Here is a 22,544-nt window from a genome sequence, read left to right as displayed (position 1 = left end):
TTTGGATACCGGTTTTATTTTCTTCCGATGCAGTCCGCGCCCTTCTTTTTCTCCCGCAAGACCCTCGCAGCCCTGCTGATCGTCGCGGCATGGGCGCACCCGGCCCGGGCCGTGGTGAGCTTCGAGGAAGTGAAGCGCGACTTCCGCTCCTCCGACACCGCCGTGCTCGACCGCAACGGCGAGCTGCTGCAGCGCGTGCGCACCGACCCCACCGTGCGGCGCGGCCAGTGGACCGCGCTGGCCGACGTGTCACCCGCGCTGCGCACGGCCATGGTGCTGAGCGAGGACAAGCGCTTCTACGAGCACAGCGGCATCGACTGGCGCGCGGTCTCGGCCGCCGCATGGGGCAACCTCTGGAACACGCGCACGCGAGGCGCATCGACCATCACGATGCAGCTGTCGGGCCTGCTCGACGAGGACCTGCGCCGCAACTCGGGCGGGCGCAGCTTCACGCAGAAGATCGGGCAGACGGTGGCGGCCGCGCAGCTGGAGCGCAACTGGCGCAAGGACCAGATCCTGGAGGCGTACCTCAACACCGTGCCGTTCCGCGGCGAGATCGTCGGCATCGACGCGCTCTCGCGCACGCTCTTCGGCAAGGCCCCCAGCGGCCTCGATGCGCGCGAGGCCAGCGTGGCGGCGGCGCTGGTGCGCGCGCCGAACGCCAAGCCCGCGGTGGTGGCCCAGCGCGCCTGCGAGGTGCTGCGCACGATGGAGCCGCAGCAGAAGACAGACTGCGACGCGCTCGACATGTTCACCAGCGCGGCCGTGCAGCGCCGGGCCTTCGAGCCGAACGAGGGCATCGCGCCGCATGCTGCGCGCCGGGTGCTGCGCGAGATCCGGGACGCGAACGCGGCTGCTCCCGTTGCAACCGTCGCCGGCCCCCCGTCGAAAGGCAAGGAGAAGGAATCCGGCGTGCGCACCACGCTGCGCGCGTCGCTGCAGCGCTTTTCGCTCGACACCCTGCAGCGCCACCTGCGCGAGCTGCGCGACCGCCATGTGGAAGACGGCGCACTCGTCGTGCTCGACAACGCGACGGGCGAGGTGCTCGCCTGGGTCGGCTCCTCCGGCCCGCTGAGCCAGGCGGCCGAGGTCGACGGCGTCACCGCGCTGCGCCAGCCCGGCTCCACGCTCAAGCCGCTGCTCTACGCGCAGGCGATCGCCGAGCGGCGCATCACTGCGGCTTCGCTCATCGAGGACTCGTCGGCGCAGATCAGCACCGCCAGCGGCCTCTACATTCCGCAGAACTACGACCGGCGCTTCAAGGGCCCGGTATCGGCGCGCACGGCGCTGGCCGCATCGCTCAACGTGCCCGCTGTGCGCACGCTGGTGATGGTGTCGCCCGAGGCCTTCGCGCGCGAGCTGCGCGCCGCTGGCCTGCCGCTGCGCGAAAGCGGCGACTACTACGGCTACAGCCTCGCGCTCGGCAGCGCGGAGGTGTCGCTGCTGTCGCTCACCAACGCCTACCGCATGCTGGCCAACGGCGGGCGCTACGGCCCGACGACGCTGACGGCGCTGCCACTCGCCAAGCCGGCGGACAGGAACAAGACGCCCGCCCCGCCGCTGCTCGATCCGCGCGCCGCCTTCATCGTCGGCGACATCCTCTCCGACCCCAACGCGCGCACGCGCACATTCGGGCTCGACAGCATTCTTTCCACCCGCTTCTGGACGGCCGTGAAGACCGGCACCAGCAAGGACATGCGCGACAACTGGGCCGTGGGCTGGTCGCAGCGCTACACGGTGGGCGTGTGGGTGGGCAACGCCAGCGGCGAATCGATGTGGGACGTGAGCGGCACCAGCGGCGCCGCGCCGGTGTGGGCCGAGGTGATGCGCTTCCTGCACTCGCGCGAGCCGAGCCGCGCGCCCGCGCCGCCGCCGGGCCTTGTCGAGACGCGCGTGAGCTTCGGGCCGGGCGCAGACGGCAACCCGCTCGAAGCGGCGCGCAGCGAATGGTTCCTGCAGGGCACCGAGCAGCCGCTCTTCGCGCTCGACACCGGCATGGCGACCGACGCCGCCCCGGCGCGCATCACCGCGCCGGCCGACGGCACCATCATCGCGCTCGACCCCGACATCCCGCCGCAGCGCCAGCGCGTGCGCTTCGACTCGGAAGGCCGCGGCGTGCAGTGGCGCGTCGACGGCAAGCCGCTGGCGCGCGGCAACACCGTGCAATGGTTTCCCTGGCCGGGGCGGCATGTGATCGAACTGGTGGACGCGAGTGGCAAGGTGGTCGACCAGCGCAGGCTGGAGGTGCGCGGCGCGGGCGTGGTGGCGAAGAACACCCGGCGCTGAGGCCGTCGGCGGGTTTCAGGCCGACCTGAAGACGGCCAGGAAGTAGTCGACGAAGGTCTTGATCTTCGGCGTGTTGCGACGCGCGGGCAGGTAGCTCAGGTCGATGTCGTGCGGCTTCAGCGCCAGCGACGGCAGCACCGGCACCAGCGTCGCGCCGTCGATCTGCGGCCGCGCCAGCGACACCGGCAGCAGCGCGATGCCACGAGCCGACAGCGCCAGCCGCAGGACCATCTCGGGGTCGTCGGAGCGGAACACGCTTTCCACGCGCATCTGGTGCGTCTTCTCGACGGTCGCGAGGCTGATCTCGCGCTTGCGCCCACCGGCATCGGTGGTCAGGAAGCGATGCGCGGCCAGGTCGGGCAGGCCCTGCACAGGGGCGTGCCGCGCGAGGTACGCCGGCGCGGCGCACAGCATGAGCGGCTCCTGCTTCAGGTGGCGCACCACCAGCTCGTCGCTGCCCTCGCGCCCGCAGCGGATGGCCACGTCGGCTCCGTCGTGGAACAGGTCCGCGCGGTCCCTGCCGGTCTCGACCGTCACTTCGAGCCGCGGGTAGGCGGTCATGAAGGCCGGGAGATGGTTCATCAGCAGCTCCCTGCCGTAGTAGTGCGGCACGGCGATGCGCAGCCGCCCGGTGACGGCATCCCCTTCCGACGACAGGTCGAGCATGACGTCGTCGAGGATGGTCAGCGCGTGCTGGGCCGCCGCGAGGAACTCGCGGCCCTCCTCGGTCAGCGCGAAGCGGGTGGCGCCGCGATGCAGCAGCAGGTGCCCGACGGTGGCTTCGAGTCTCTGGAGCTGGCGCGACGCGGAAGCCTTGGGGACGTTCAGCACCTCGGCTGCCGGAGTCAAGCCTCCGAGCTGCGCGGCCTTGGTGAAGAGCCGCACGTCCGACAAAGAAAAGTCCTTCATTTCGCTTCGACGGGGGTCCGTTTTTTCTTGCTCTCCCTGAACGCTCCGTCCAGCGGTCGGGGAAGGGAGTGCCGAACCACGGAGCAGGACAACTTGCGGATTCACAAGCTACCTTTAGTTTCATTCTCTGACAGGACGCCTCGGGCAGGCAACACTTTGGGTAACACCTGCCGAATGCAGGGAAAAATTCACCTTATCGGCAGAAATCCGCGATATCGCCTTGCAAACCGCCTCGTAGAGGGGTTGCGGTTTTTTGTAAGAGCACTGCCCGAATCGGCCGCCGGATGTACAGTCCGGGCTCTGTTTGGCGACAAAATTCGTCCAATCATTGAATGACCAGGCTCACCCGATGCTCGCCCAAGCTCCCCGCACTTCCCTCGCAGACACCGCCGCCGACAGCATCCGCGCCGAAATCTCCGCCGGCCGCTGGGCCGTCGGCTCCCGCATTCCGATCGAGCCGCAACTCGCGCAGCTGCTGGGCGTGAGCCGGGGCACGGTGCGCGAGGCGGTCAAGACGCTGGTGTCGCGCGGCCTGCTCGAAGTGCGCCAGGGCTCGGGCACCTATGTCCGCTCCGGCTTCGATCCTTCGTCCAGCCTGCAGAAGATGCGGCTGGCCAGCCTGCGCGACCAGTTCGAGGTGCGCCAGGCGCTCGAAGTGGAAGCCGCCCGCCTCGCGGCGGTGCGCCACACGGCGCGCGACCTGCGCCGCCTGCACACCCTGCTCGACAGGCGCGGCGTGCCCGACGAGGCCGACAATGGCGCGGCCTTCATCGAACGCGACCTCGCGTTCCATCTGGCCATCGTCGACGTATCGGGCAATCTCGCGCTGGCCGAGACCTGCCGCTTCGTCACCGGCTACATCAAGGAAACCATCGCCAGCTCGATGACGGGCAACACCCTGCCCGAGCCCGACGAGGCCGCGCACCGCGCCATCGTCGAAGGCATTGCCAGCCGCAACCCCGAGACGGCCGCCGCCGCCGTGCGCGCCTTCATGGCACCGATGATCAGCGCGCTGGCGCTGGGCACGTGATGAGCACGGCCACCGCCGCCACGGCGCGTCATTCCGGCGACGAACTGCTGATCGACGCCGAAGCCGACACCCTGCCCGTTCCGCGCCCCACGCCTGCCCCCACGCTCGCGCGCCGCATCCTGCTCGGCGCCAGCGTGGTGCTGATCGCCTTCAACCTGCGCCCGGTGTTCGCCAGCCTCTCGGTGGTGCTGCCGGAAATCATCAAGGCCACGGGCCTTTCCGCCACCGCGGCGAGCCTGCTGACCACGCTGCCGATCGTCTGCCTCGGCGTTTTCGCGCCGCTCGCGCCGGGCCTTGGCCGCCGCTTCGGCACCGAGCGCACGCTGCTCGGCTGCATGGTGCTGATCCTGGTCGGCACGGTGCTGCGCGGCACCGGCAACATTCCGCTGCTGTTTCTGGCCTCGGCCATCGCGGGCAGCGGCATCGCGGTGTCGAACGTGCTGCTGTCGGGCCTGGTGAAGCGCGACTTCGCCTCGCAGGCGGCGCTGATGATGGGCCTGTACACCATGGCCGTGTGCGGCGGCGCGGCCAGTGCGGCGGGCCTCACGGTGCCGATCGAGCACGCGCTGGGCGGCGGCTGGACCATGGCGCTCGCGATGTGGGCGCTGCCGGCCGCGCTGGTCACGCTGATCTGGGCACCGCAGGCGCTGCCGCTGAAGCCGGTGCCGAGCGAGTCGGGCTTCACCGTGCGCGGCCTGTGGCGCGACCGGCTGGCCTGGCAGGTCACCTTCTTCATGGGCCTGCAGTCCGCCCTCGCCTACATCGTGATGGGATGGCTCGCGCCGATCCTGCGCGAGCGCGGTCTGGGCAGCGAAACCGCGGGCTACGTGGTGTCGCTGTCGGTCATGACACAGGTGGTCACCTGCCTCGTGGTGCCGGCGCTGGCGGTGAAGCTGCGCAACCAGCGCGGCCTCGCCGTCGCGCTGGCGATGCTCACGGTGGGCGCGATGCTGGCGATGCTGTTCGCGCCGCTGGATGGCGTGTTCGGCGTGTGGGCCTGGGCCGTGCTGCTGGGTATCGCGCAGGGCGGCACCTTCGCGCTGGCGCTCACGATGATCGTGCTGCGCTCGCCCGATTCGCACGTGGCCGCGCATCTCTCGGGCATGGCGCAGGGCGTGGGCTACATGGTGGCGGCCTTCGGCCCGCTGGTGGCCGGCCTGCTGCACGGCTGGACGGGGAGCTTCCGCGCCTCGTCGTGGCTCTTCATCGGGCTGGGCGTGGCGCTCGTGATCGCGGGGCTGGGCGCGGGCCGCACGATGCACGTTGGCACGACGACGGTGCCGCGGCACTGAAGCGCAGGACGTCTGCCTACTGCGGCCCGCCGCAGAAACCCGCGCGCTCGGTGGTCTTCGCGGTGAACAGCACGCGCGTGGTGGTCGCGGCGCTGCGCGGCTCGTTCTGCGGCCACTCGGTCTGCACCCAGGTGTATTGCCAGTCGTAGGGCGCGCCGGACTTGAATGTCTCGCCGTAGGCGATGCGCAGGCTGCCGAAGCTCTCGTCGTGGCAGTGCTTCGAGGTCTTGTATTCCTTCTCGCTGAAACAGGCGCGGATCATCTTGGAGCACGAGAACGGGATGTCCTCCTGTACCGCCTTGCCGCCTTCGAGCGGCACGAAGTCCGCGGTGTCGAACGAGGCGCCGCCGCCGGAGTAGCCCTCCGACACGGTATGCAGCACCGCAGCCGCCCACTTGCCTTCGGCCAGCGGATAGAGCGCCGGCGCGAGCGAGAGGCGCGCCTCGGACCGGCTGGCGTCGTTGTCTTTCTTCAGGGCCTGCGCATAGTCGGAGAAATCATGGAGACGATCGAGCTGCCAGCCCTTCGCGTCGCCGGCATCCCGCCTGACGCGCGCCATGGCCAGCGGCTCGGTGGAGAGCACCACGTAGTTGCCGGGCGCGGCGTTGCGCGGACGGTAAAGGCCCAGCTGCTGCGCGTTGCAGGGCTGCGGCAACAACGCGCACAGGCGCGTGCGCCATTGCGCGTCGAGCGAATCGGGCTTCTTCACCGCATCGAACACCTGCGCCGACGGCGCGGAAAGATCGGGAGCGGCAAGCACCGGGGCGGCGAACGACAGCAGGGCGAGCAGGCACGGCAGTTTTCTCATGGAGCCGGATGGTAGCCACCGGCGGGGCGCCTGGTTGATAAAGTCGCACGCGACCATGAATCCTTCTTCTCCCGCCCTTCTCCGGATCGACGCGCTGAGCTTCGCCTACCCCGACCAACCGCCGCTGGTGTCTGGCTGGAATGCATCCATCGGCCCGGGCGTCACGCTGCTCTACGGAGATACCGGCACCGGCAAGTCGGCGCTGCTCCAGGTGATCGCCGGCATGCTGCCCGCTTCTTCCGGCCGGTTGACGGTGGCGGGAGCGACCCTCGACACCGCGCCCGAGGCATACCGCCGCCAGGTGTTCTTCGTCGACCCCGTGACCGACCGCTTCGACCAGCTCACGGCCCGCGAATGCACCGCCTCGCTCGCCGAGGGTGACGGGGGTTTCGACGAAGCGAAGTGGCAGGCCATTGCCGAGGGCTTCTCACTGGCGCCGCACCTCGACAAGAAGATGTTCATGCTCTCGACCGGCTCGAAGCGCAAGGTGTGGATGGCGGCCGGGCTCGCGTCGGGCCGGCCGCTGGTCCTGCTCGACGAGCCCACCGCCGGGCTCGACATGCCGTCGACGCGCTGCCTGTGGAGCACGCTTTCCGGCTTCGACGGGCGGCAGGGTCGCGCCGTCCTCGTGGCCAGCGCGGCCCGCATCGACACCGTGCCGCTCGCGGCCACCATCGAGCTGCCGCTGCGCTGAGACCGGCCTGTCTTCAGGCCGCGTCGAAGTTGGTGCTGCGGCTCACCGACTCCCAGGCTTCCATGTCCTTGAGCATCGCCTGCGCATGGGCGCGCACCGCGTCGACCGAATCGTCGCCGAGCTGCAGGCGAAGCGGCGTGTGCTCGGCGTCCAGTGCCTTCTCGATGGCCACCGCGGCCTTGCGCGGATCGCCGGCCTGCGTGTTGTGCATGCTGTGCGCGAACTCGCGGGTGGCGCCGACCACCGGCTGGTAGGCCTCGATCACCGGCATGTGGCGCATGCCGCTGCCCGCCAGCTGGGTGCGGAACTGGCCCGGCTCGACGATCAGCACCTTGATGCCGAAGGGCGCCACTTCCTGCGCCAGCGCTTCCGAGGCGCCTTCCAGCGCGAACTTGGAGGCAGAGTAGGCGCTGAAGCCCGAGAACGACAGCTGCCCGCCCAGGCTGGAGATGTTGACGATGGCGCCCGACTTCTGCGCGCGCAGCACCGGCAGCGCGGCGCGGGTAACGGCCATGGCGCCGAAGAAATTGGTGTTCATCAGCGCGCGCAGTTCGGCGTCGGGCGTCTCCTCGAGCGCGCCGACCACGCCGTAGCCTGCGTTGTTGACCAGCACGTCGATGCGGCCGAAGCGCTCGACCGCGGCCTGCACGGCGGCTTCGGCCGCGCCGGCCGCGTCCACGTCGAGCGGCGTGGCCAGCACACGGTCGGGCGCCAGCGCCACGAGGTCGGCGAGCCGGGCGGCGTCGCGGGCGGTGGCGACGACGTTGTGGCCCTGCGCCAGCGCATGTTCGGCGAAGGCGTGGCCGAAGCCGGAGGCGGCGCCGGTGATGAACCAGGTCTTGCGGGCCCGGGCTTGCGAAGCGTTGTTGGCGGTGGTGGTCATGAGGCTTGCTCCTTGAGGGTTGATGGGTTGCCGTGAAGGCATGGCGTGACTGTTCCATCAACCGCATTCATCGACTAGACGGTTCAAATCGAATGCACCTTGCGATACGATGCATGAATGGACCGCACCCTGCTCCCGCACCTGGCCATCGTGCTGGCGGTGCACCGGCGCGGCGGCTTCGCGGCCGCCGCGGCCGAACTGGGCATGAGCGCCTCGGCCGTGAGCCACGCGGTGCGCGCCGTCGAGGACCACCTGGGCCTGCCGCTTTTCGCGCGCACCACCCGCAGCGTGCGGCTTACCGAGGCCGGCGCCGGCTTCATTGCCATGCTGGCGCCCGCCATGGGCGAGATCGCCGACGCAGTCGACCGTTTCGGCGAATCGTCGGGACGCGTGGGCGGCGTGCTGCGCATCAACGCGCCGCACGTGGCGCTGCCGCTGGTCATGACGCCGCTGGTGGCCGAGATGTCGCGCCGCCACCCCGAATTGGTAATAGAGATCACCTGCGACGACGGCCTGGCCGACATCGTGGCCAGCGGCCATGACGCCGGCGTGCGGCTGGGCCACACCGTGGCCCAGGACATGGTCGCGGTGCGGCTCACCCCGCCCTTCCAGGCCATCATGGTGGCCACGCCGCGCTACCTGGAGCTGGCCGGCGAGCCACGCGACATCGAGGCGCTGCAGCAGCACAACTGCATCGGCTTCCGCTTCGTCACCTCTGGCGGCGTCTACGCCTGGGACCTGCGCGACGAGGGCGGCGCCCATGTCTCGGTCGAGGTGCCGGGCACCGTGCGCGTCACCGATGCGCTCTACGCCCGGGAGCTGGCGCTGGCCGACGTGGGCATCGCCTACATCTTCGAGCCGCTGGTGCGCGCCGAGCTGCGCGAGGGCCGCCTTCGCCGGCTGCTGCCGCGCTCGGCCTTCGAGGAGCCGGGGCTGTTCCTGTACTTTCCGCGCCGCGCCGCCCAGGCGCCCAAGCTGCGCGCCTTCGTCGACCTGGCCCGGGAAATGCTCGAAAAAGAGGCATCCGGCCAGCCGGAACCCCGTTAAGACGCGCTTCGCGCCGGGGGCTTCGCAACCCGCATGGCGAAACCCGGTCCCGGCCGGCGACAATCGGGGATTCCGGAAAAAAGCGGGCTACCGCCCGACAGCCGGAAGTTCCAGCCACCCCGACAACCAGGATCTACGGAAGAAGCGCATGAGCTCGAAGCAACCAACCATCGTCTACACCCTCACCGACGAGGCGCCCCTGCTGGCGACCTACGCGTTTCTGCCCATCATCCGCGCCTTCACGAACCCGGCCGGCATCAACGTCGCAACCAGCGACATCTCGGTGGCGGCGCGCATCCTGGGCGAGTTCCCCGAGCTGCTGAGCGACGACCAGAAAGTGCCGGACAACCTGGCCGAACTGGGCAAGCTGACGCTCAAGCCCGAAGCCAACATCATCAAGCTGCCCAACATCAGCGCCTCGGTCGCCCAGCTCAAGGCCGCCATCAAGGAACTGCAAGGCAAGGGCTACAAGATCCCCGACTACCCCGAGAACCCGACCACGGACGAGGACAAGGACATCCGCGCGCGCTACAACAAGTGCACCGGCAGCGCCGTGAACCCCGTGCTGCGCGAAGGCAACTCCGACCGCCGCGCACCCAAGGCCGTCAAGGAATACGCCCGCAAGAACCCGCACAGCATGGCCGACTGGAGCCAGGCATCGCGCTCGCACGTCTCGCACATGCACGGCGGCGACTTCTATCACGGCGAGAAGTCCATGACGCTGGACCGCGCGCGCAACGTCAAGATGGAGCTGCTGACCAAGAGCGGCAAGACCATCGTTCTCAAGCCCAAGGTCGCCCTGCTCGACCGCGAGGTCATCGACTCCATGTTCATGAGCAAGAAGGCGCTGCTGGCCTTCTATGAAAAGGAAATCGAGGACGCGCGCAAGACCGGCGTGATGTTCTCGCTGCACGTCAAGGCCACCATGATGAAGGTCTCGCACCCGATCGTGTTCGGCCACTGCGTGAAGATCTTCTACAAGGAAGCCTTCGAGAAACACGGCAAGCTGTTCGACGAACTGGGCATCAACGTCAACAACGGCATGGTCGACCTCTACAACAAGATCGCCACGCTGCCGCAGAGCACGCAGGACGAGATCAAGCGCGACCTGCACGCCTGCCACGAGAACCGCCCCGAGCTCGCCATGGTCGACTCGGCCAAGGGCATCACCAACTTCCACTCGCCCAACGACGTGATCGTGGACGCCTCCATGCCCGCGATGATCCGCAACGGCGGCAAGATGTGGGGCGCCGACGGCCGCCTGAAGGACGTGAAGGCCGTGATGCCCGAATCGACCTTCGCCCGCATCTACCAGGAGATGATCAACTTCTGCAAGTGGCACGGCGCCTTCGACCCCAAGACCATGGGCACCGTGCCCAACGTCGGCCTGATGGCGCAGAAGGCCGAGGAATACGGTTCGCACGACAAGACCTTCGAGATCCCCGAAGACGGCGTTGCCAACATCACCGACCTGGACACCGGCGAAGTGCTGATGAGCGAAGACGTGGAGAAGGGCGACATCTGGCGCATGTGCCAGGTCAAGGACGCCGCGATCCGCGACTGGGTGAAGCTGGCCGTCAACCGCGCGCGCAACTCCGGCATGCCGGTGGTCTTCTGGCTCGACGCGTACCGTCCGCACGAGGCACAGCTGATCACCAAGGTCAAGATGTACCTGCACGAGCACAACACCACGGGCCTGGACATCCAGATCATGAGCCAGGTGCGCGCCATGCGCTACACGCTGGAGCGCGTGGTCCGCGGCCTGGACACCATCAGCGCCACCGGCAACATCCTGCGCGACTACCTGACCGACCTGTTCCCCATCATGGAACTGGGCACCTCGGCCAAGATGCTGTCGATCGTTCCGCTGATGGCCGGCGGCGGCATGTACGAGACCGGCGCGGGCGGCTCGGCCCCCAAGCACGTGCAGCAGCTGGTGGAAGAAAACCACCTGCGCTGGGACTCGCTGGGCGAATTCCTCGCGCTGGCCGTGAGCCTGGAAGACCTGGGCCTGAAGACGAACAACAAGAAGGCCGCCATCCTGGCGAAGACGCTGGACACCGCCACCGGCAAGCTGCTCGACAACAACAAGAACCCCTCGCCCAAGACCGGCCAGCTCGACAACCGCGGCAGCCAGTTCTACCTGGCGATGTACTGGGCGCAGGAACTGGCCGCGCAGACCGACGACAAGGAACTGCAGGCAGCCTTCGTGAAGCTGGCCGAGACGCTCACCGCCAACGAGCAGAAGATCGTCGACGAACTCGCCGCCGTGCAGGGCAAGGCCGTGGACATCGGCGGCTACTACCTGGCCGACCCCGCCAAGTTCGAAGCCGTGATGCGTCCGAGCGCAACGCTCAACGCGGCGCTGGCTTCGGCATAAGAAGGCCGGTCGACATCGTGCGGGTGGCAGCCGTCATGAAGCCCTCCTGGCTCGCGATGCTTCCCGCCGTGCTGGCCCTGGCCGGCGCGGCGGGTACCGCGCATGCGGCCGCCGAGGACTGCGAGGCCCTGCGCACCCGCATCGAATCGAAGATCGCCGCGAGCGGCGTGGCGCGCTTCACCGTCACTGTCATCGATGCCAACGCATCGGCGAACGGCCAGGTGGTGGGCAGCTGCGAGCTCGGCACGAAGAAGGTCGTTTACCTGAAGGACGCGGGGGCCGCACCGGCTCCCGCTGCCGCTCCTCCTGCCCCGGGCGAGCCCATGCTCACCGAGTGCAAGGACGGCACCGTGTCCATGGGCGGCGACTGCAGGAAGCAGTAAGCAGCAGCCGGGCGCCCGCCGCGCCGCTTCGGGCTTTTCGGCCCTTTCAGCCCCTCCCCACCACCCGTGCGATCCACGCGAGCAGTACCGCCTCGACCTCGTCGCGGTTGGTTTCGTTCAGCGTCTCGTGACGCGCGCCGCCGAACACGTGGCACGACACGTCGCGCAGCCCCGCCTCGCGATAGCGCTGCACCAGCGGATAGAACCACTCTGCCTTGTTGCTCACCGGGTCCTCGTCGCCGATGAACAGATAAAGAGGCAGTTCGGGCCGGATGCTCTTGCGCATCGCATCGGGCGTGAGATCGGCCAGCTTGGCGAACATCGAGCCTAGCCCCTCGGCCGAGACCGTGAACCCGCACAGCGGATCGGCGATGTACGCATCGACCTGCGTCGGATCGCGGCTGAGCCAGTCGAAGGGCGTACGAACATCGGGCAGCGCGGCGTTCATGTCTTCCAGCTTGAAGCCGGACTGCAATGCGGCCCCCAGCAGATCGAGCGCCGAGGTGCCCGAGAGCACCGCCCCCGCAAGCAGCGCGCTGTGCTCGACGAGGTAGTACTGCGTTGCGAAGGAGCCCATGCTGTGACCCAGGAGGATCAGCGGCAGACCCGGGTGCACGCCGCGCACGTGATGGCTCAGCAGCGCCATGTCGTCCACCAGCCCGGCGAACGCGCGCGGGCCGAACTCGCCCAGTTCGCCGCGCGCGGCCGCGCCCTTGCCATGGCCGCGATGCTCGTTCGCATAGACCGCATAGCCCGCCTGCACCAACGATTCGGCCAGGTGCCGGTAGCGCAGCGAGTGCTCGCCCATGCCGTGCGCCAGCTGGACGATGGCGCGCGGCTTCGTCACCGTGCCCAGCCAGCGATGGACCTCCACCGTAACGCCGTCGTTGGCGGTCAGTTCGAAGTGGGTCTCTGTAGTGGGCATGCGCCGCTCCATCGGTAATGTTCAACACTGCAAGGCAGAATTCGGCCTATGCAGCTGTGGGTTTCATTGGATTCCGGGGGTGGTGATCGCAGTGGGAAGCACGAGGCGGCCACTGTCCGGAAAGCTCTCCTGTTTGTTCGCGGAACGCACGTAAATACGACTCCGGCACCTTGATTGCCTTCTACTGTTCTGCAGCTATCCGGGCTTGCGCTTCAGCTAGAGACGCCCGCGCACCGAAAACCTGGCTGTCGGCATTTGTCAGGAGATCGTTCAGGCGCTCCCATTCCGCCGATGCTTTCGAGTGCTTGTCGCGCTCTTTTATCGCCATCTCACGAATCATGATCGCAGACTTCAGCAATTCCTCGCATGCAACGAGAACATCGTTGTTGGCTTGATGTAGTTGTTCGGCAGTGGGCATTTCCTGCACCGTTCACAGCACTTTTCTTGCCGACGCTTGATTCTCAAGATTCGACGTCTATTGGCGCTCGCCTTTTCGCGGCGCAGACGCTGGTGCGAACGCCCAGTCAGTACAGGCCTTGAGCATTCCCTTCGGCCATGCCTTCGGCTCACCAGACACACCCACTCGCTTCAGCAACTGTGCTGTTGTTGCCCTGTCCTGGGCAAGGCAAGCAAACTTCGCGTAGCTGCTCATGTTCCAACTATCGGGATACTTGGCAATCACATCATCAAATCCAGCCTTCATTTGCGGCCATCTCGCAAGAGAGTTGGTGAACAGGTCGTTGCCGAACTGAGCCTCCGAAGCAAACCAATATATGCGCGCATACATCCCCTGCCCCTCGGTCTTCGATGTGCGTTTGACAGCATCGCGCGCGAATACTTCAATCTCTCTCAAGTCGCCGTGCCACTTGGGAAGCAAATACTCAAGGGCCGCAAAGTACGTTTGATAGAAAAGTGGCTCCCTGGTGAGGGCTTCGTTCAGGAGCCCATTGAATCGCTCATGCTCCCAGCCCTGGGCTTTTGCTACGAGGAGCATCATTTCATACCAATGAGGGTCAACTGACGCGGTCGCTTTGCCTTGCTCCAAAACAATGCGAGCCCGCTCGACAGACTGCGCAAAGGGCTTCCAGGCTTCAGGTTTGACATCCGACGCGTACCCGCTCCCTCTGATGCCCCAGGCACGGGAGATGTGAATGGCACTCATGGCGGTAATTGGTACTGGCGACTTGGGGTACAGGGCTGCCCACGCTTTGATCTCTGATTCAAGCTTGGTGGACGCCGCGCCTCCTTCTCTCGTCTTGTCGGCAATCGCGCCTCTGATGCCGGCATGGAACATCGTCAATTTCCATAAGCCGCTTGCCGTGCGCTGCCTCTCGATCCGGAATTTTTGAGACATGCGCTCCAGCACTTCGAAATCACGTGCTTCCAGTGCACTTCGCACAGCCGCAACAATCGAATCACGCTCTTCTTGGTCGGTTTGCTGTGCTGCCACAGCGCACGTAGCGCAGAGCAAGCCCGACATCAGCCATGACAACTGCCTTGAAAGATTCATATAGGCCTTTCGAAGGAGTGGGCCGCGGTTGTCTGCAGCACAGGCGTCTCCCCTGGTGGATCGTAACTACTTCGTTGCGCCGCAATCAAGCACTCAAGCAAGAAGTACTCTTTGACTCGGCCTGATGGATAGGAGGCCCGCGCAGCGCTCTATCGTCCGCCAGCGGTGACAAGCAGAGCAGCCATTCTTTGCAGGGCCGCTTCCGGCGTAGGCTCGATGCAGATCGAGCAGGCCAGCATCAGGTTCAGCTGCTGGCCGAAGTCCTCGACGGCGATGCCGGTGCCGCGCTCGCGCAGCACGCCGCTCGCATCGACCTCGCACGGCAGCGCGGCACGCACGCGTCCGGCGTAGCTGCCCTCGGGCACTCCATAAGCCACGACCGGAATGCCCAGCGCAATCGCGGCACCGACCTCGAACACCGTGCCGGAGTCGGGCTCCATGCCCCTGAAGCTGGCGAGATTGGCGACGACGCCGTCTGCGCCGCGAAGGCGCCGCATGTTGGCTTCGTAGATCTGCTTCTCCGGTGCGTCGGAGGTCTGCTCTTCGTTGCCGTCGGCCGGCAGCAGTGCCGCGAGGCCGGCGGCATCGCAGGCAGCCGTCAGCCTGACGAAGTGCTCCCTTGCGTCGGGGCGAAAGACGTCCGGGCCCGCGAGGTAGATGCGCGGGCGGGCCGTGTTCCCGGGAGGCTTGTTGTCCATCGACGGAGCATCGGCGATTTCCGGCTCCTGCTCAATCCTTGCGACATGGTGCAAAGCGACTTACCGATGGATGCATCGGCCCATGGCCCCAACGGCCGGGTCTTCGGGGAATCAGGCAAGAAACTCGCACGAAGCGACTAACGCTCCGGTCGCGCCTTTTTCAAGAATGGACGCTCCATTCACGAACCAAGGCGCACCATGAACACCGCACGTCGCACCGGCGCACTCACCGCGCTCTCGCTGTCCCTCGCCATGGCATCGGGCCCTTCGCAGGCCCAGCCGCAGCGCCCCAGGCTGCTCGAAGACCCGAATCGCTTCGTGGGCATGTGGGTGACACAAGACGGTCACATCCGCCACGAACTGCTGCCTGATGGCCGCTACGACGAAGCGCGCGGAACGCGCCTCAGCGCCTATCAGGGGCGCTACATGCTCAGCGGCAACCACATCGACTACGTCGACGACACCGGCTTCACGGCCGACGGCGAATTCCGCGACGGCGTGCTGTATCACGCGGGCATGGTGCTCTACCGCGAAAGCACTACGCAACGCTGAGCGCCGGATGCGGTCGGCCACGTGTTTTGCAGGATCAGGCAAAAACCGCGTTCGATTCGTCTACCGCTTGGGGCTTGCGAAAAAGCACACTTCTCTGCATGCCCGGCCCACGCTCATTTCAGTGTGCGCCCCACGGCAGCAAGACCAGCACGAGGAGTTCTCCATGACCACAATCCAGGAAAAAGTCGTACTCATCACCGGCGCGAGCAGCGGCATCGGCGAAGCGACCGCCAGGCTTCTTGCGCGGCGCGGCGCCAAGGTGGTGCTCGGGGCGCGCCGTACCGACAGGCTCGCGGCGCTCGTGGCCGAGATCACGGCCACGGGCGGCACGGCGAGCTTCCAGCGGCTCGACGTGACGCACCGGCCCGACGTGGAAGCCTTTGCCGAATTCGCGCTGGAGACGCACGAGCAGATCGACGTGCTCGTCAACGCCGCGGGCGTGATGCCGATGTCGCCGCTGTGGAACCGCAAGATCGAGGAGTGGGAACTCACGATCGACGTGAACCTGCGCGGCGTGCTGCTCGGCATCGCGGCGGTGCTGCCGACGATGCAGGAGCAGGGCTGGGGCCACATCGTGAACGTGGCGCCGGTAGCCATGCATGGCTTGTCGCCGGGCTCGGCGGTGTATCACGGCACGCAGTACGCGGTGAACGCGATCTCCGAAGGCCTGCGGCAGGAACATGCCGGCCGGCTGCACGTGACGGTGGTGAGCCCCGACGTGCACGGCCCCATCGATCCGCTGGCCGAGCGCATCGCGGCCAGCTACGCGCGTGAACGCATGCGCACCAACCGGCGCATCGCGGTGCCGGCGGATGCGGTGGCGCGCTCGATCGCGGGGGCCATCGAGGGCTACGGCATCACGACCGGTGCGATGCGCCCGCCTGCCAGGCAGCAGAGGCCGCGACCGGCCGAATACGCTCAGTAGGTCTTGTAGGGCAGGAACTTGCCCGACAGCACCACGTTGACGCGGTCGCCCTTCGGGTCGGCCTCGCGCTGGATGTCCATGCTGAAGTCGATGGCGCTCATGATGCCGTCGCCGAACTCCTCGTGGATCAGCTCCTTGATGGTGGTGCCGTACACGCTCACCACCTCGTACCAGCGGTAGATGAGCGGATCGGTGGGCACCGGCGTAGGCAGCGAGCCCTTGTAGGGCACCACCTTCAGCCACTTCTGCTCCTCGGCGGTGAGGCCGAAGATCTTGCCGACGATCTTCGCCTGCCTGTCGTCGAGCGTCATCTGGCCGAGGCAGGCGGCGGTGGTCCATTCCTTCGAAAGGCCGACCTTCTTCGCCACGTCGGCCCACTGGATGCCCTTGCTCACCTTGACGGTGATGATCTTCTCGGTGACGTCGTTGCGGTTCATGCGGGTTTGCTCCTGATTGAAATGAAGGATGAAGAGGGGTGAAGGCGAGGTCACGCAGCCTTCGCGCGCGTGACGAGGAAATCGACGATGTGGTTGCGCAGCGCGTAGTAGCCGTCGAGGTGGTGCAGCGACGCGCGCGTGCGCTCGCGCGGCAGCGGGTTGATCACCGTCTCGACGATGTTCCCCGCGCGCCAGCCGCCCTGCGGCAGGTCGGCACCGTTGCTCATCAGCAGGATGCGGTCGGCCAGCAGGATGGCCTCGTCCACGTCGTGCGTGATCATGAAGACGGTCTGCTGCGTCTGCCGCACGATGGCCATCAGCTCGTCCTGGATGGTGCCGCGCGTGAGCGCGTCGAGCGCCCCGAAGGGCTCGTCGAGCAGCAGCATCTTGGGGCTGATGGCGAAGGCGCGCGCAATGCCCACGCGCTGCTTCATGCCGCCCGAGAGCTGCGAAGGCTTCTTGTCGATGGCCGCCTGCAGCCCGACCATGGCGACGAAGCGCTCCACCTGCGCATCGACCTGCGCGGCCGACCACTCGGGCCAGCGCGAGACCACGGCGAAGGCGATGTTCCTTCGCACGGTGAGCCACGGCATGAGCGCGTGGCTCTGGAACACCACGCCGCGCTCCAGGCTGGGGCCGGCCACCTCGCGCCCGTCCATGAAGACGTGGCCCGCGCTGGCCTGGTCGAGGCCCGCCAGCACGTTGAGGATGGTGGTCTTGCCGCAGCCCGAGTGGCCGATGATGCAGACGAACTCGCCGCGATCGAGCGTGAACGACACGTCGGCGAACACGGGCCGCGCGGGCACGAAGGCCTTGGCCAGCCCCTCGACGCGCAGGAAGCCACGGGCGCCCGGCGCCTCCACGGCGGCGGAAACGACAGGCTGGGTCATGGCTTCACCTCGGGCCGGAAGACCGGCGCGCTCACTCCACATAGGTCACCTTTCGCTGCAGCCCCGCGAAGGCCTGGTCGAGCAGCATGCCCACGACGCCGATCAGCAGGATCGCGAAGATCACGTTGGTGAGCGACAGGTTGTTCCACTCGTTCCACACGAAGTAGCCGATGCCCGTGCCGCCCACCAGCATCTCGGCCGCCACGATGACCAGCCACGCGATGCTCATGCTGATGCGCATGCCGGTGAGGATGGTGGGCGCCGCCGCCGGCAGGATGACGCGGAACGCGCGGCGCAGCGGCCTTACCTCGAGCGTGCTGGCCACGTTGAGCCACTCGCGCTTGACCGAGGCCACGCCGAAGGCGGTGTTCAGCAGCATCGGCCACACCGAGCAGATGAAGATCACGAAGATGCCGCTGACCGACGAGTCCTTGATGGTGTAGAGCGCCAGCGGCATCCACGCCAGCGGCGAGATCGGTTTGAGCACCTGGATGAACGGATCGAAAGCCCTGTGCAGCAGCGGCGACATGCCGATGACGAAGCCCAGCGGCACCGCCACCGCGCACGCCAGCACGAAGCCCAGGCCCACGCGCGCCAGCGAATAGGCCAGCTGGATGGCGATGCCCTTGTCGTTCGGCCCGTTGTCGTAGAACGGATTCGACAGGTGCTTCCACGCGGTGGCGGCCATCTCGGCGGGCGTGGGAAAGCCGGAACTCTTCACCTGGCCCTGCGTCGGGTCCTTGCCGAGCATCTTCTGGTATTCGATCTGCTCGGCGGTCATGCCTGCCGCGGCGGAAGCGCCGCCGGCCGGTGCGGTCGCGATCTGCCACACGCCCACCAGCAGCAGGAACATCAGCAGCGACACCAGCGCCGCCTTGAACGAAAGAGCCTTCTTCGGCATGGCTCAGGCCATCTTCGCGATGGCGAAGCTCTTGACGTAGTCGTCGGGCTTCGCGGGGTCGAACACCTTGCCCATGATGGTGAACTTGGGGTACGCCCCATCGGGCACGGCCTGGCCCAGGTCCTTCATGCGCTTCTTGGCGTCGGTGAGCAGGAAGACCTTCTCGGCGATCTGCCTGTAGTTGATGTCGCCTTTCACGTAGCCCCAGCGCTTCATCTGCGTGAGCATCCACACGGCCATCGACTGCCACGGAATCGGGTCGAAGTCGGCGCGGTCGGGCACGGTGCGGATGTTGCCCAGCCCGTCGGCGAACTTGCCGGTGAGCACCTGCGTGAGCACGGTCTCGGGCTGGTTCAGGTACTGCGCGGGCGCGATCACCTTGGCGATGAGCTCGCGGTTCTTCGGATCGCGCGCCATGGCCGACGCGGTGAGCACCGAGCGCACGAGCGCGGCGAAGGTGTTGGGGTTCTTCTCGATGAACTCGGTCGAGGTGCCGAAGGCGCAGCAGGGGTGGCCGTTCCACAGCTCCCGGGTGAGCAGGTGGATGAAGCCGATCTCCTCGAACACCGCGCGCTGGTTGAACGGGTCGGGGCCGAGGTAGCCGTCGATGTTGCCGGCGCGCAGGTTGGCCACCATCTCGGGCGGCGGCACCACGCGGATCTGGATGTCGGTGTCGGGGTTCAGGCCCGCTTCCGCCACGTAGTAGCGCAGCAGGAAGTTGTGCATGCTGTACTCGAACGGCACGGCGAACTTCAGGCCCTTCCAGGTCTTGGGGTCGCGCCTGTCCTTGTGCTTGTTGGCCAGCGTGATGGCCTGCCCGTTGGTGTTCTGGATGGTCGCGACGTTCATGGGCACCGCGTTGGAACCCGCGCCCATCGAGATGGCCAGCGGCATCGGCGACAGGAAGTGCGTGGCGTCGTACTCCTTGTTGAGCATCTTGTCGCGAATGAGCGCCCAGCCCGCCGTCTTCACCACCTCCACATCGAGGCCCTGCTTCTGATAGAAGCCCAGCGGATGCGCCATGATGAGCGGCGTGGCGCAGGTGATGGGAATGAAGCCGATCTTCAGCTTCGTCTTCTCCAGCGGCGCCTTCTCCTGTGCCATGGCCTGCAGCGCGCCGAGCGGAAACACCGAGGCGATGGCGGCGCGTGCGGTATTGGCACCCACGGCGCGCAGGAAGCCGCGCCGCACGCTGTCGACGGGGAACAGCGCCTTCATGAGGCTGGCTTCGAGCTTGTCTTCTGGCAACACACCGGCGCCGTGCACGCGCCCGCAGGCGCAGCGCATGTTCAATGGCCGGTCGGCATCGTAGGGATCGCAGGCGGTCGGTTCGTGCGGGCTGGACATGGTGTGCACCTCGTTGGAAAGATGCAGCCGCCGTTGCAAGCGCCGGGCCGGAAAGGCCCTGCGCAGGCCATTCCGGAGCTTGCGGCTTCAGATCGTGCCGCCGATGTCGAGGTCTTGTAGGGCTGGCACTACAAGCCGGTGCACGCCGGCGGTGTCTTCGGCCTTTTTCAGCCGTTCGCGCCCTGCTTGCCGTGGCGTTCGGCGTACAGGGCCAGCTCCACGTCGTTCTTGGTGCCGGTCTTCTCGAGGATGCGCGCGCGGTATGTGCTCACGGTATTGGGCGCCAGGCCCAGCTGCGCACCGATTTCGCTCACGCTGTGCCCCGCGCTGAGCAGCCGGTACACCTGATGCTCGCGATGCGAGAGCATCTCGGCGCCCTGCCCGGCGCCCCGGCCCACGGCGGTGGCCAGCGCCTCGGCCGTGGCCGCCGACACGTAGAGCCCGCCGGCCGCGACTTTGCGCACCGCGCCGACCATGTCGTCGGCATCGGCGCTCTTGTTGAGATAGCCCGAGGCGCCCAGCTTGATGCAGCGCACCGCGTACTGCTTCTCCGGATAAGTGCTGAGCATCAGCACCGGGAGCGTGGGCCACTGCTTGCGCAGCGCCTGCAGCACGTCGAGGCCGTCGCGGCCGGGCAAGGCTATGTCGAGCAGCACCACGTCGAGGCCCTCCGGACCGCCGAGCGCCTGCACGGCTTCCAGCACCTCGGGGCCGGTCTGTGCCTCGGCACGCACGACCATGGCGGGCAGGCCGTTGGAGAGGTCGCCCAGCATCTGCTTCAGGCCCTCGCGCACGATGCGGTGATCGTCGCCTATGAGTACGCGGATGTCGCTCATCTCAAGCCTCCACGGCCAGCGGCAGGTGCAGGCGGAAGGTGCTCCCCTCGCCCACGCGGCTCTCGATGTCGATGCGCCCGCCGAAGTGCCGCGCTCGTTCGCGCATGCCGAGCACGCCGTAGGAGGTGGCGGCCTCGAAGGCCTGCGCCGGCGCGCCGACGCCGTCGTCCCGCACGCTGATGCTCAGCCGCCCCTGCTCGGCACCGATGCGGATGCCGAGGCGGCTCGCCTTCGCATGGCGCCCGACATTGCTCAGCATCTCCTGGAAGATGCGGAACACCGCGATGGCCGCGGGCTCGGGCAGCTCCACGCCGGGCGGCACGTCGAAGCGCCAGTCCAGCTCCAGCTCGGCCGCCTGCACGAACTCGTGTGCCTGCCATTCGAGCGCGGCCCACAGGCCCTGGTGGTCGAGGATGCTGGGGCGCAGGTCGGTGATGATGCGACCCACGTTGTCCACCGCGCGTTCGATGAGCTGGCTCATGTTCGTGCACTTGCAGCGCATCTGCTCGCGCATGGCCTGCGCCGCGTCGGGCGTGCGTTCCTGCTGCTCGCCCAGGCGCTTGCCGATCCAGTTGACGTCCATCTTCAGCGCCACCAGCAGGCTGCCGAGCTCGTCGTGCACTTCGCGCGCGATGCGGGTGCGCTCGTCCTCGCGCACCTTGTCGAGCCATGCGGAAAGCTCGCGCAACTGCGCCAGCGCGTCGCTGAGCTCGCGGGTGCGCTCCTGCACACGCTGGCCGAGCTCGTCCTTGGCCTGCTGCAGCGCCTCGGCCTGGCGGCGACGCTCCGTGATGTCGACGAAGGTGATGACGGCGCCGCGCACCTGCGTGCCGTCCATGATGGGGTGGCTCGAATACTCGACCGCGAAGGCGCTGCCGTCGCGGCGCCAGAACACTTCGGTGTCGATGCGGCAGGGCAGCCCGCGCCGGAAGGCGTTGAAGATGGGACAGTCGGTGTCGGCGTAGTGCGAGCCGTCGGGGTGCGAATGGTGCGTGAGCTCGTGCATGTTGGAGCCGAGCACGTCGCGCACCTCATGGCCGAGCATCTGCGCGCCAGCCCGGTTGATGAACATGCAATGACCGTCTAGGTCGATGCCGAAGATGCCCTCGCCCGTCGATTCCAGCAGCAGGCCGAGCTGGTGCTGCCAGAGCGGGTGGCTGGCGGCGGGGTTCAGTACGGGCGTCTCCATGCACCAAAAGCAAGCAACAGCCGTGCCCGGGGGCTTGCTCCCTCTCCCCCGGGGAGAGGGTTGGGGTGAGGGTGCGTCGGCGGCGGATAGAGCGCGACGATATCGAGGCTGCTCCCTCACCCTAGCCCTCTCCCCAGGGGGAGAGGGAACAACGCGGGGTCAACGAGCCCAGTGGAACTTTCGGTCCGATTCCTTGATGGGCTGGTCGTTGATGCTCGCGAAGCGCCGTTGCATCAGGCCGTTCTCCGCGAACTCCCAGTTCTCGTTGCCATGGCTGCGATACCACTGGCCGGCATCGTCGTGCCATTCGTACTCGAAGCGCACCGCGATGCGGTTGTCCATGAAGGCCCAGAGCTGCTTCTTCAACCGGTAGTCGAGCTCGCGCACCCACTTGCGCGACAGGAACTCGACCACCTGCTCGCGGCCGTTGACGAACTCGGCGCGATTGCGCCACTCGGTGTCGGGCGTGTAGGCCAGGCTCACGCGCACGGGGTCGCGCGAGTTCCAGGCGTCTTCGGCGGCCTGGACTTTCTTGGTGGCGGATTCGAGGGTGAAGGGCGGCAGCGGCGGGCGTGATTCCATGACGATTCTTTCGATTGAAGTTGAAGAGGAATGCGTGGCA

Annotated in this window: 23 protein-coding genes; 9 read left to right on the top strand and 14 right to left on the bottom strand. The window is 67.3% G+C overall.

The annotated features are described in order from the left end of the window. Positions 1 to 27: 27 nt before the first annotated feature. Positions 28 to 2,286, top strand: coding sequence for a penicillin-binding protein 1C (pbpC, locus tag ABL840_RS09785; RefSeq protein WP_093305727.1), 2,259 nt, complete (start codon positions 28 to 30; stop codon positions 2,284 to 2,286). A 15-nt stretch (positions 2,287 to 2,301) separates the two neighbouring features. Here the strand turns inward: pbpC and ABL840_RS09780 are convergent, their stop codons facing one another. Beyond that, on the bottom strand, positions 2,302 to 3,195 hold the full coding sequence (locus ABL840_RS09780; protein ID WP_093305729.1) for a LysR family transcriptional regulator: 894 nt from the start codon (positions 3,193 to 3,195) through the stop codon (positions 2,302 to 2,304). A gap of 349 nt (positions 3,196 to 3,544) precedes the next feature. Between ABL840_RS09780 and ABL840_RS09775 the strand changes: the two genes are divergently transcribed. Together ABL840_RS09775 and ABL840_RS09770 are read left to right on the top strand one after the other, a co-directional pair. Continuing rightward, a complete protein-coding gene (locus ABL840_RS09775; RefSeq protein WP_093205194.1) occupies positions 3,545 to 4,225 on the top strand; it encodes a FadR/GntR family transcriptional regulator in 681 nt (226 codons plus the stop codon). Next, positions 4,225 to 5,517 carry a CynX/NimT family MFS transporter gene (locus ABL840_RS09770; RefSeq protein WP_093205196.1) on the top strand — a complete coding sequence of 431 codons (1,293 nt, stop codon included), beginning with the start codon at positions 4,225 to 4,227 and terminating at the stop codon, positions 5,515 to 5,517. The genes ABL840_RS09775 and ABL840_RS09770 overlap by 1 nt, the downstream gene beginning before the upstream one ends. A gap of 16 nt (positions 5,518 to 5,533) precedes the next feature. On the opposite strand, the gene ABL840_RS09765 is transcribed toward ABL840_RS09770, so the two are convergent. Next, on the bottom strand, positions 5,534 to 6,325 hold the full coding sequence (locus tag ABL840_RS09765; protein WP_093305731.1) for a hypothetical protein: 792 nt from the start codon (positions 6,323 to 6,325) through the stop codon (positions 5,534 to 5,536). A 55-nt stretch (positions 6,326 to 6,380) separates the two neighbouring features. Here ABL840_RS09765 and ABL840_RS09760 point away from each other — a divergent pair, with 55 nt between their 5' ends. Next, positions 6,381 to 7,019: an ABC transporter ATP-binding protein gene (locus tag ABL840_RS09760; protein WP_093305733.1), complete on the top strand. Its 639-nt coding sequence runs from the start codon at positions 6,381 to 6,383 to the stop codon at positions 7,017 to 7,019. A gap of 13 nt (positions 7,020 to 7,032) precedes the next feature. Here ABL840_RS09760 and ABL840_RS09755 read toward each other — a convergent pair whose 3' ends face one another. Further along, positions 7,033 to 7,902 carry an oxidoreductase gene (locus ABL840_RS09755; RefSeq protein ID WP_093305735.1) on the bottom strand — a complete coding sequence of 290 codons (870 nt, stop codon included), beginning with the start codon at positions 7,900 to 7,902 and terminating at the stop codon, positions 7,033 to 7,035. Between the two features lie 117 nt (positions 7,903 to 8,019). Here ABL840_RS09755 and ABL840_RS09750 point away from each other — a divergent pair, with 117 nt between their 5' ends. The 3 genes from ABL840_RS09750 (at position 8,020) to ABL840_RS09740 (ending at position 11,712) form a co-directional block, all read left to right on the top strand. Beyond that, on the top strand, positions 8,020 to 8,949 hold the full coding sequence (locus ABL840_RS09750) for a LysR family transcriptional regulator (RefSeq protein ID WP_093305737.1): 930 nt from the start codon (positions 8,020 to 8,022) through the stop codon (positions 8,947 to 8,949). A gap of 148 nt (positions 8,950 to 9,097) precedes the next feature. After that, complete coding sequence (locus ABL840_RS09745; RefSeq protein ID WP_093205221.1) at positions 9,098 to 11,329, top strand: NADP-dependent isocitrate dehydrogenase; 2,232 nt, start codon at positions 9,098 to 9,100, stop codon at positions 11,327 to 11,329. 35 nt (positions 11,330 to 11,364) lie between these two features. After that, positions 11,365 to 11,712: a DUF1161 domain-containing protein gene (locus tag ABL840_RS09740; RefSeq protein ID WP_093305739.1), complete on the top strand. Its 348-nt coding sequence runs from the start codon at positions 11,365 to 11,367 to the stop codon at positions 11,710 to 11,712. 46 nt (positions 11,713 to 11,758) lie between these two features. Here the strand turns inward: ABL840_RS09740 and ABL840_RS09735 are convergent, their stop codons facing one another. From ABL840_RS09735 to ABL840_RS09720, 4 genes are all read right to left on the bottom strand, one after another. Then, positions 11,759 to 12,637 carry an alpha/beta hydrolase gene (locus ABL840_RS09735; protein ID WP_093305741.1) on the bottom strand — a complete coding sequence of 293 codons (879 nt, stop codon included), beginning with the start codon at positions 12,635 to 12,637 and terminating at the stop codon, positions 11,759 to 11,761. Positions 12,638 to 12,818: 181 nt separating this feature from the next. Continuing rightward, positions 12,819 to 13,055 carry a hypothetical protein gene (locus ABL840_RS09730; RefSeq protein ID WP_093205230.1) on the bottom strand — a complete coding sequence of 79 codons (237 nt, stop codon included), beginning with the start codon at positions 13,053 to 13,055 and terminating at the stop codon, positions 12,819 to 12,821. 57 nt (positions 13,056 to 13,112) lie between these two features. Further along, positions 13,113 to 14,147: a DUF4034 domain-containing protein gene (locus ABL840_RS09725; protein ID WP_143042982.1), complete on the bottom strand. Its 1,035-nt coding sequence runs from the start codon at positions 14,145 to 14,147 to the stop codon at positions 13,113 to 13,115. A gap of 149 nt (positions 14,148 to 14,296) precedes the next feature. Then, entirely contained in the window at positions 14,297 to 14,845 is a 549-nt protein-coding gene (locus ABL840_RS09720; RefSeq protein WP_093305745.1) for a nucleoside 2-deoxyribosyltransferase, read from the bottom strand. A gap of 198 nt (positions 14,846 to 15,043) precedes the next feature. Between ABL840_RS09720 and ABL840_RS09715 the strand changes: the two genes are divergently transcribed. Together ABL840_RS09715 and ABL840_RS09710 are read left to right on the top strand one after the other, a co-directional pair. Beyond that, positions 15,044 to 15,397, top strand: coding sequence for an Atu4866 domain-containing protein (locus ABL840_RS09715; RefSeq protein WP_418116237.1), 354 nt, complete (start codon positions 15,044 to 15,046; stop codon positions 15,395 to 15,397). A 163-nt stretch (positions 15,398 to 15,560) separates the two neighbouring features. Then, positions 15,561 to 16,322, top strand: coding sequence for an SDR family oxidoreductase (locus ABL840_RS09710; protein ID WP_093305747.1), 762 nt, complete (start codon positions 15,561 to 15,563; stop codon positions 16,320 to 16,322). On the opposite strand, the gene cynS is transcribed toward ABL840_RS09710, so the two are convergent. From cynS to ABL840_RS09675, 7 genes are all read right to left on the bottom strand, one after another. After that, complete coding sequence (gene cynS, locus ABL840_RS09705) at positions 16,316 to 16,759, bottom strand: cyanase (RefSeq protein ID WP_093305749.1); 444 nt, start codon at positions 16,757 to 16,759, stop codon at positions 16,316 to 16,318. The genes ABL840_RS09710 and cynS overlap by 7 nt on opposite strands. Positions 16,760 to 16,809: 50 nt before the next feature. Then, positions 16,810 to 17,649, bottom strand: a complete 840-nt coding sequence (locus tag ABL840_RS09700) for an ABC transporter ATP-binding protein (protein WP_093305751.1) — start codon at positions 17,647 to 17,649, stop codon at positions 16,810 to 16,812. 31 nt (positions 17,650 to 17,680) lie between these two features. Next, entirely contained in the window at positions 17,681 to 18,550 is an 870-nt protein-coding gene (gene ntrB, locus ABL840_RS09695) for a nitrate ABC transporter permease (protein WP_093305753.1), read from the bottom strand. Between the two features lie 3 nt (positions 18,551 to 18,553). Next, positions 18,554 to 19,837 (bottom strand): CmpA/NrtA family ABC transporter substrate-binding protein, encoded by a 1,284-nt coding sequence (locus ABL840_RS09690; protein ID WP_418116352.1) that lies wholly within the window; start codon positions 19,835 to 19,837, stop codon positions 18,554 to 18,556. 227 nt (positions 19,838 to 20,064) lie between these two features. Then, positions 20,065 to 20,733, bottom strand: a complete 669-nt coding sequence (locus tag ABL840_RS09685; protein ID WP_093305757.1) for a response regulator transcription factor — start codon at positions 20,731 to 20,733, stop codon at positions 20,065 to 20,067. 1 nt (position 20,734) lies between these two features. Next, positions 20,735 to 21,922, bottom strand: coding sequence for a PAS domain-containing sensor histidine kinase (locus tag ABL840_RS09680; RefSeq protein ID WP_093305759.1), 1,188 nt, complete (start codon positions 21,920 to 21,922; stop codon positions 20,735 to 20,737). 159 nt (positions 21,923 to 22,081) lie between these two features. Beyond that, positions 22,082 to 22,504: a DUF1348 family protein gene (locus ABL840_RS09675; protein WP_093305761.1), complete on the bottom strand. Its 423-nt coding sequence runs from the start codon at positions 22,502 to 22,504 to the stop codon at positions 22,082 to 22,084. Between the last annotated feature and the right edge of the window lie 40 nt (positions 22,505 to 22,544).

Origin of the sequence: Variovorax sp. NFACC27, from assembly GCF_048301545.1 — a bacterium.
GTDB lineage: Bacteria > Pseudomonadota > Gammaproteobacteria > Burkholderiales > Burkholderiaceae_C > Variovorax > Variovorax gossypii.
Note: the sequence above shows the minus strand (reverse complement) of the source record. Positions and strands in the feature narration are given on the sequence as shown.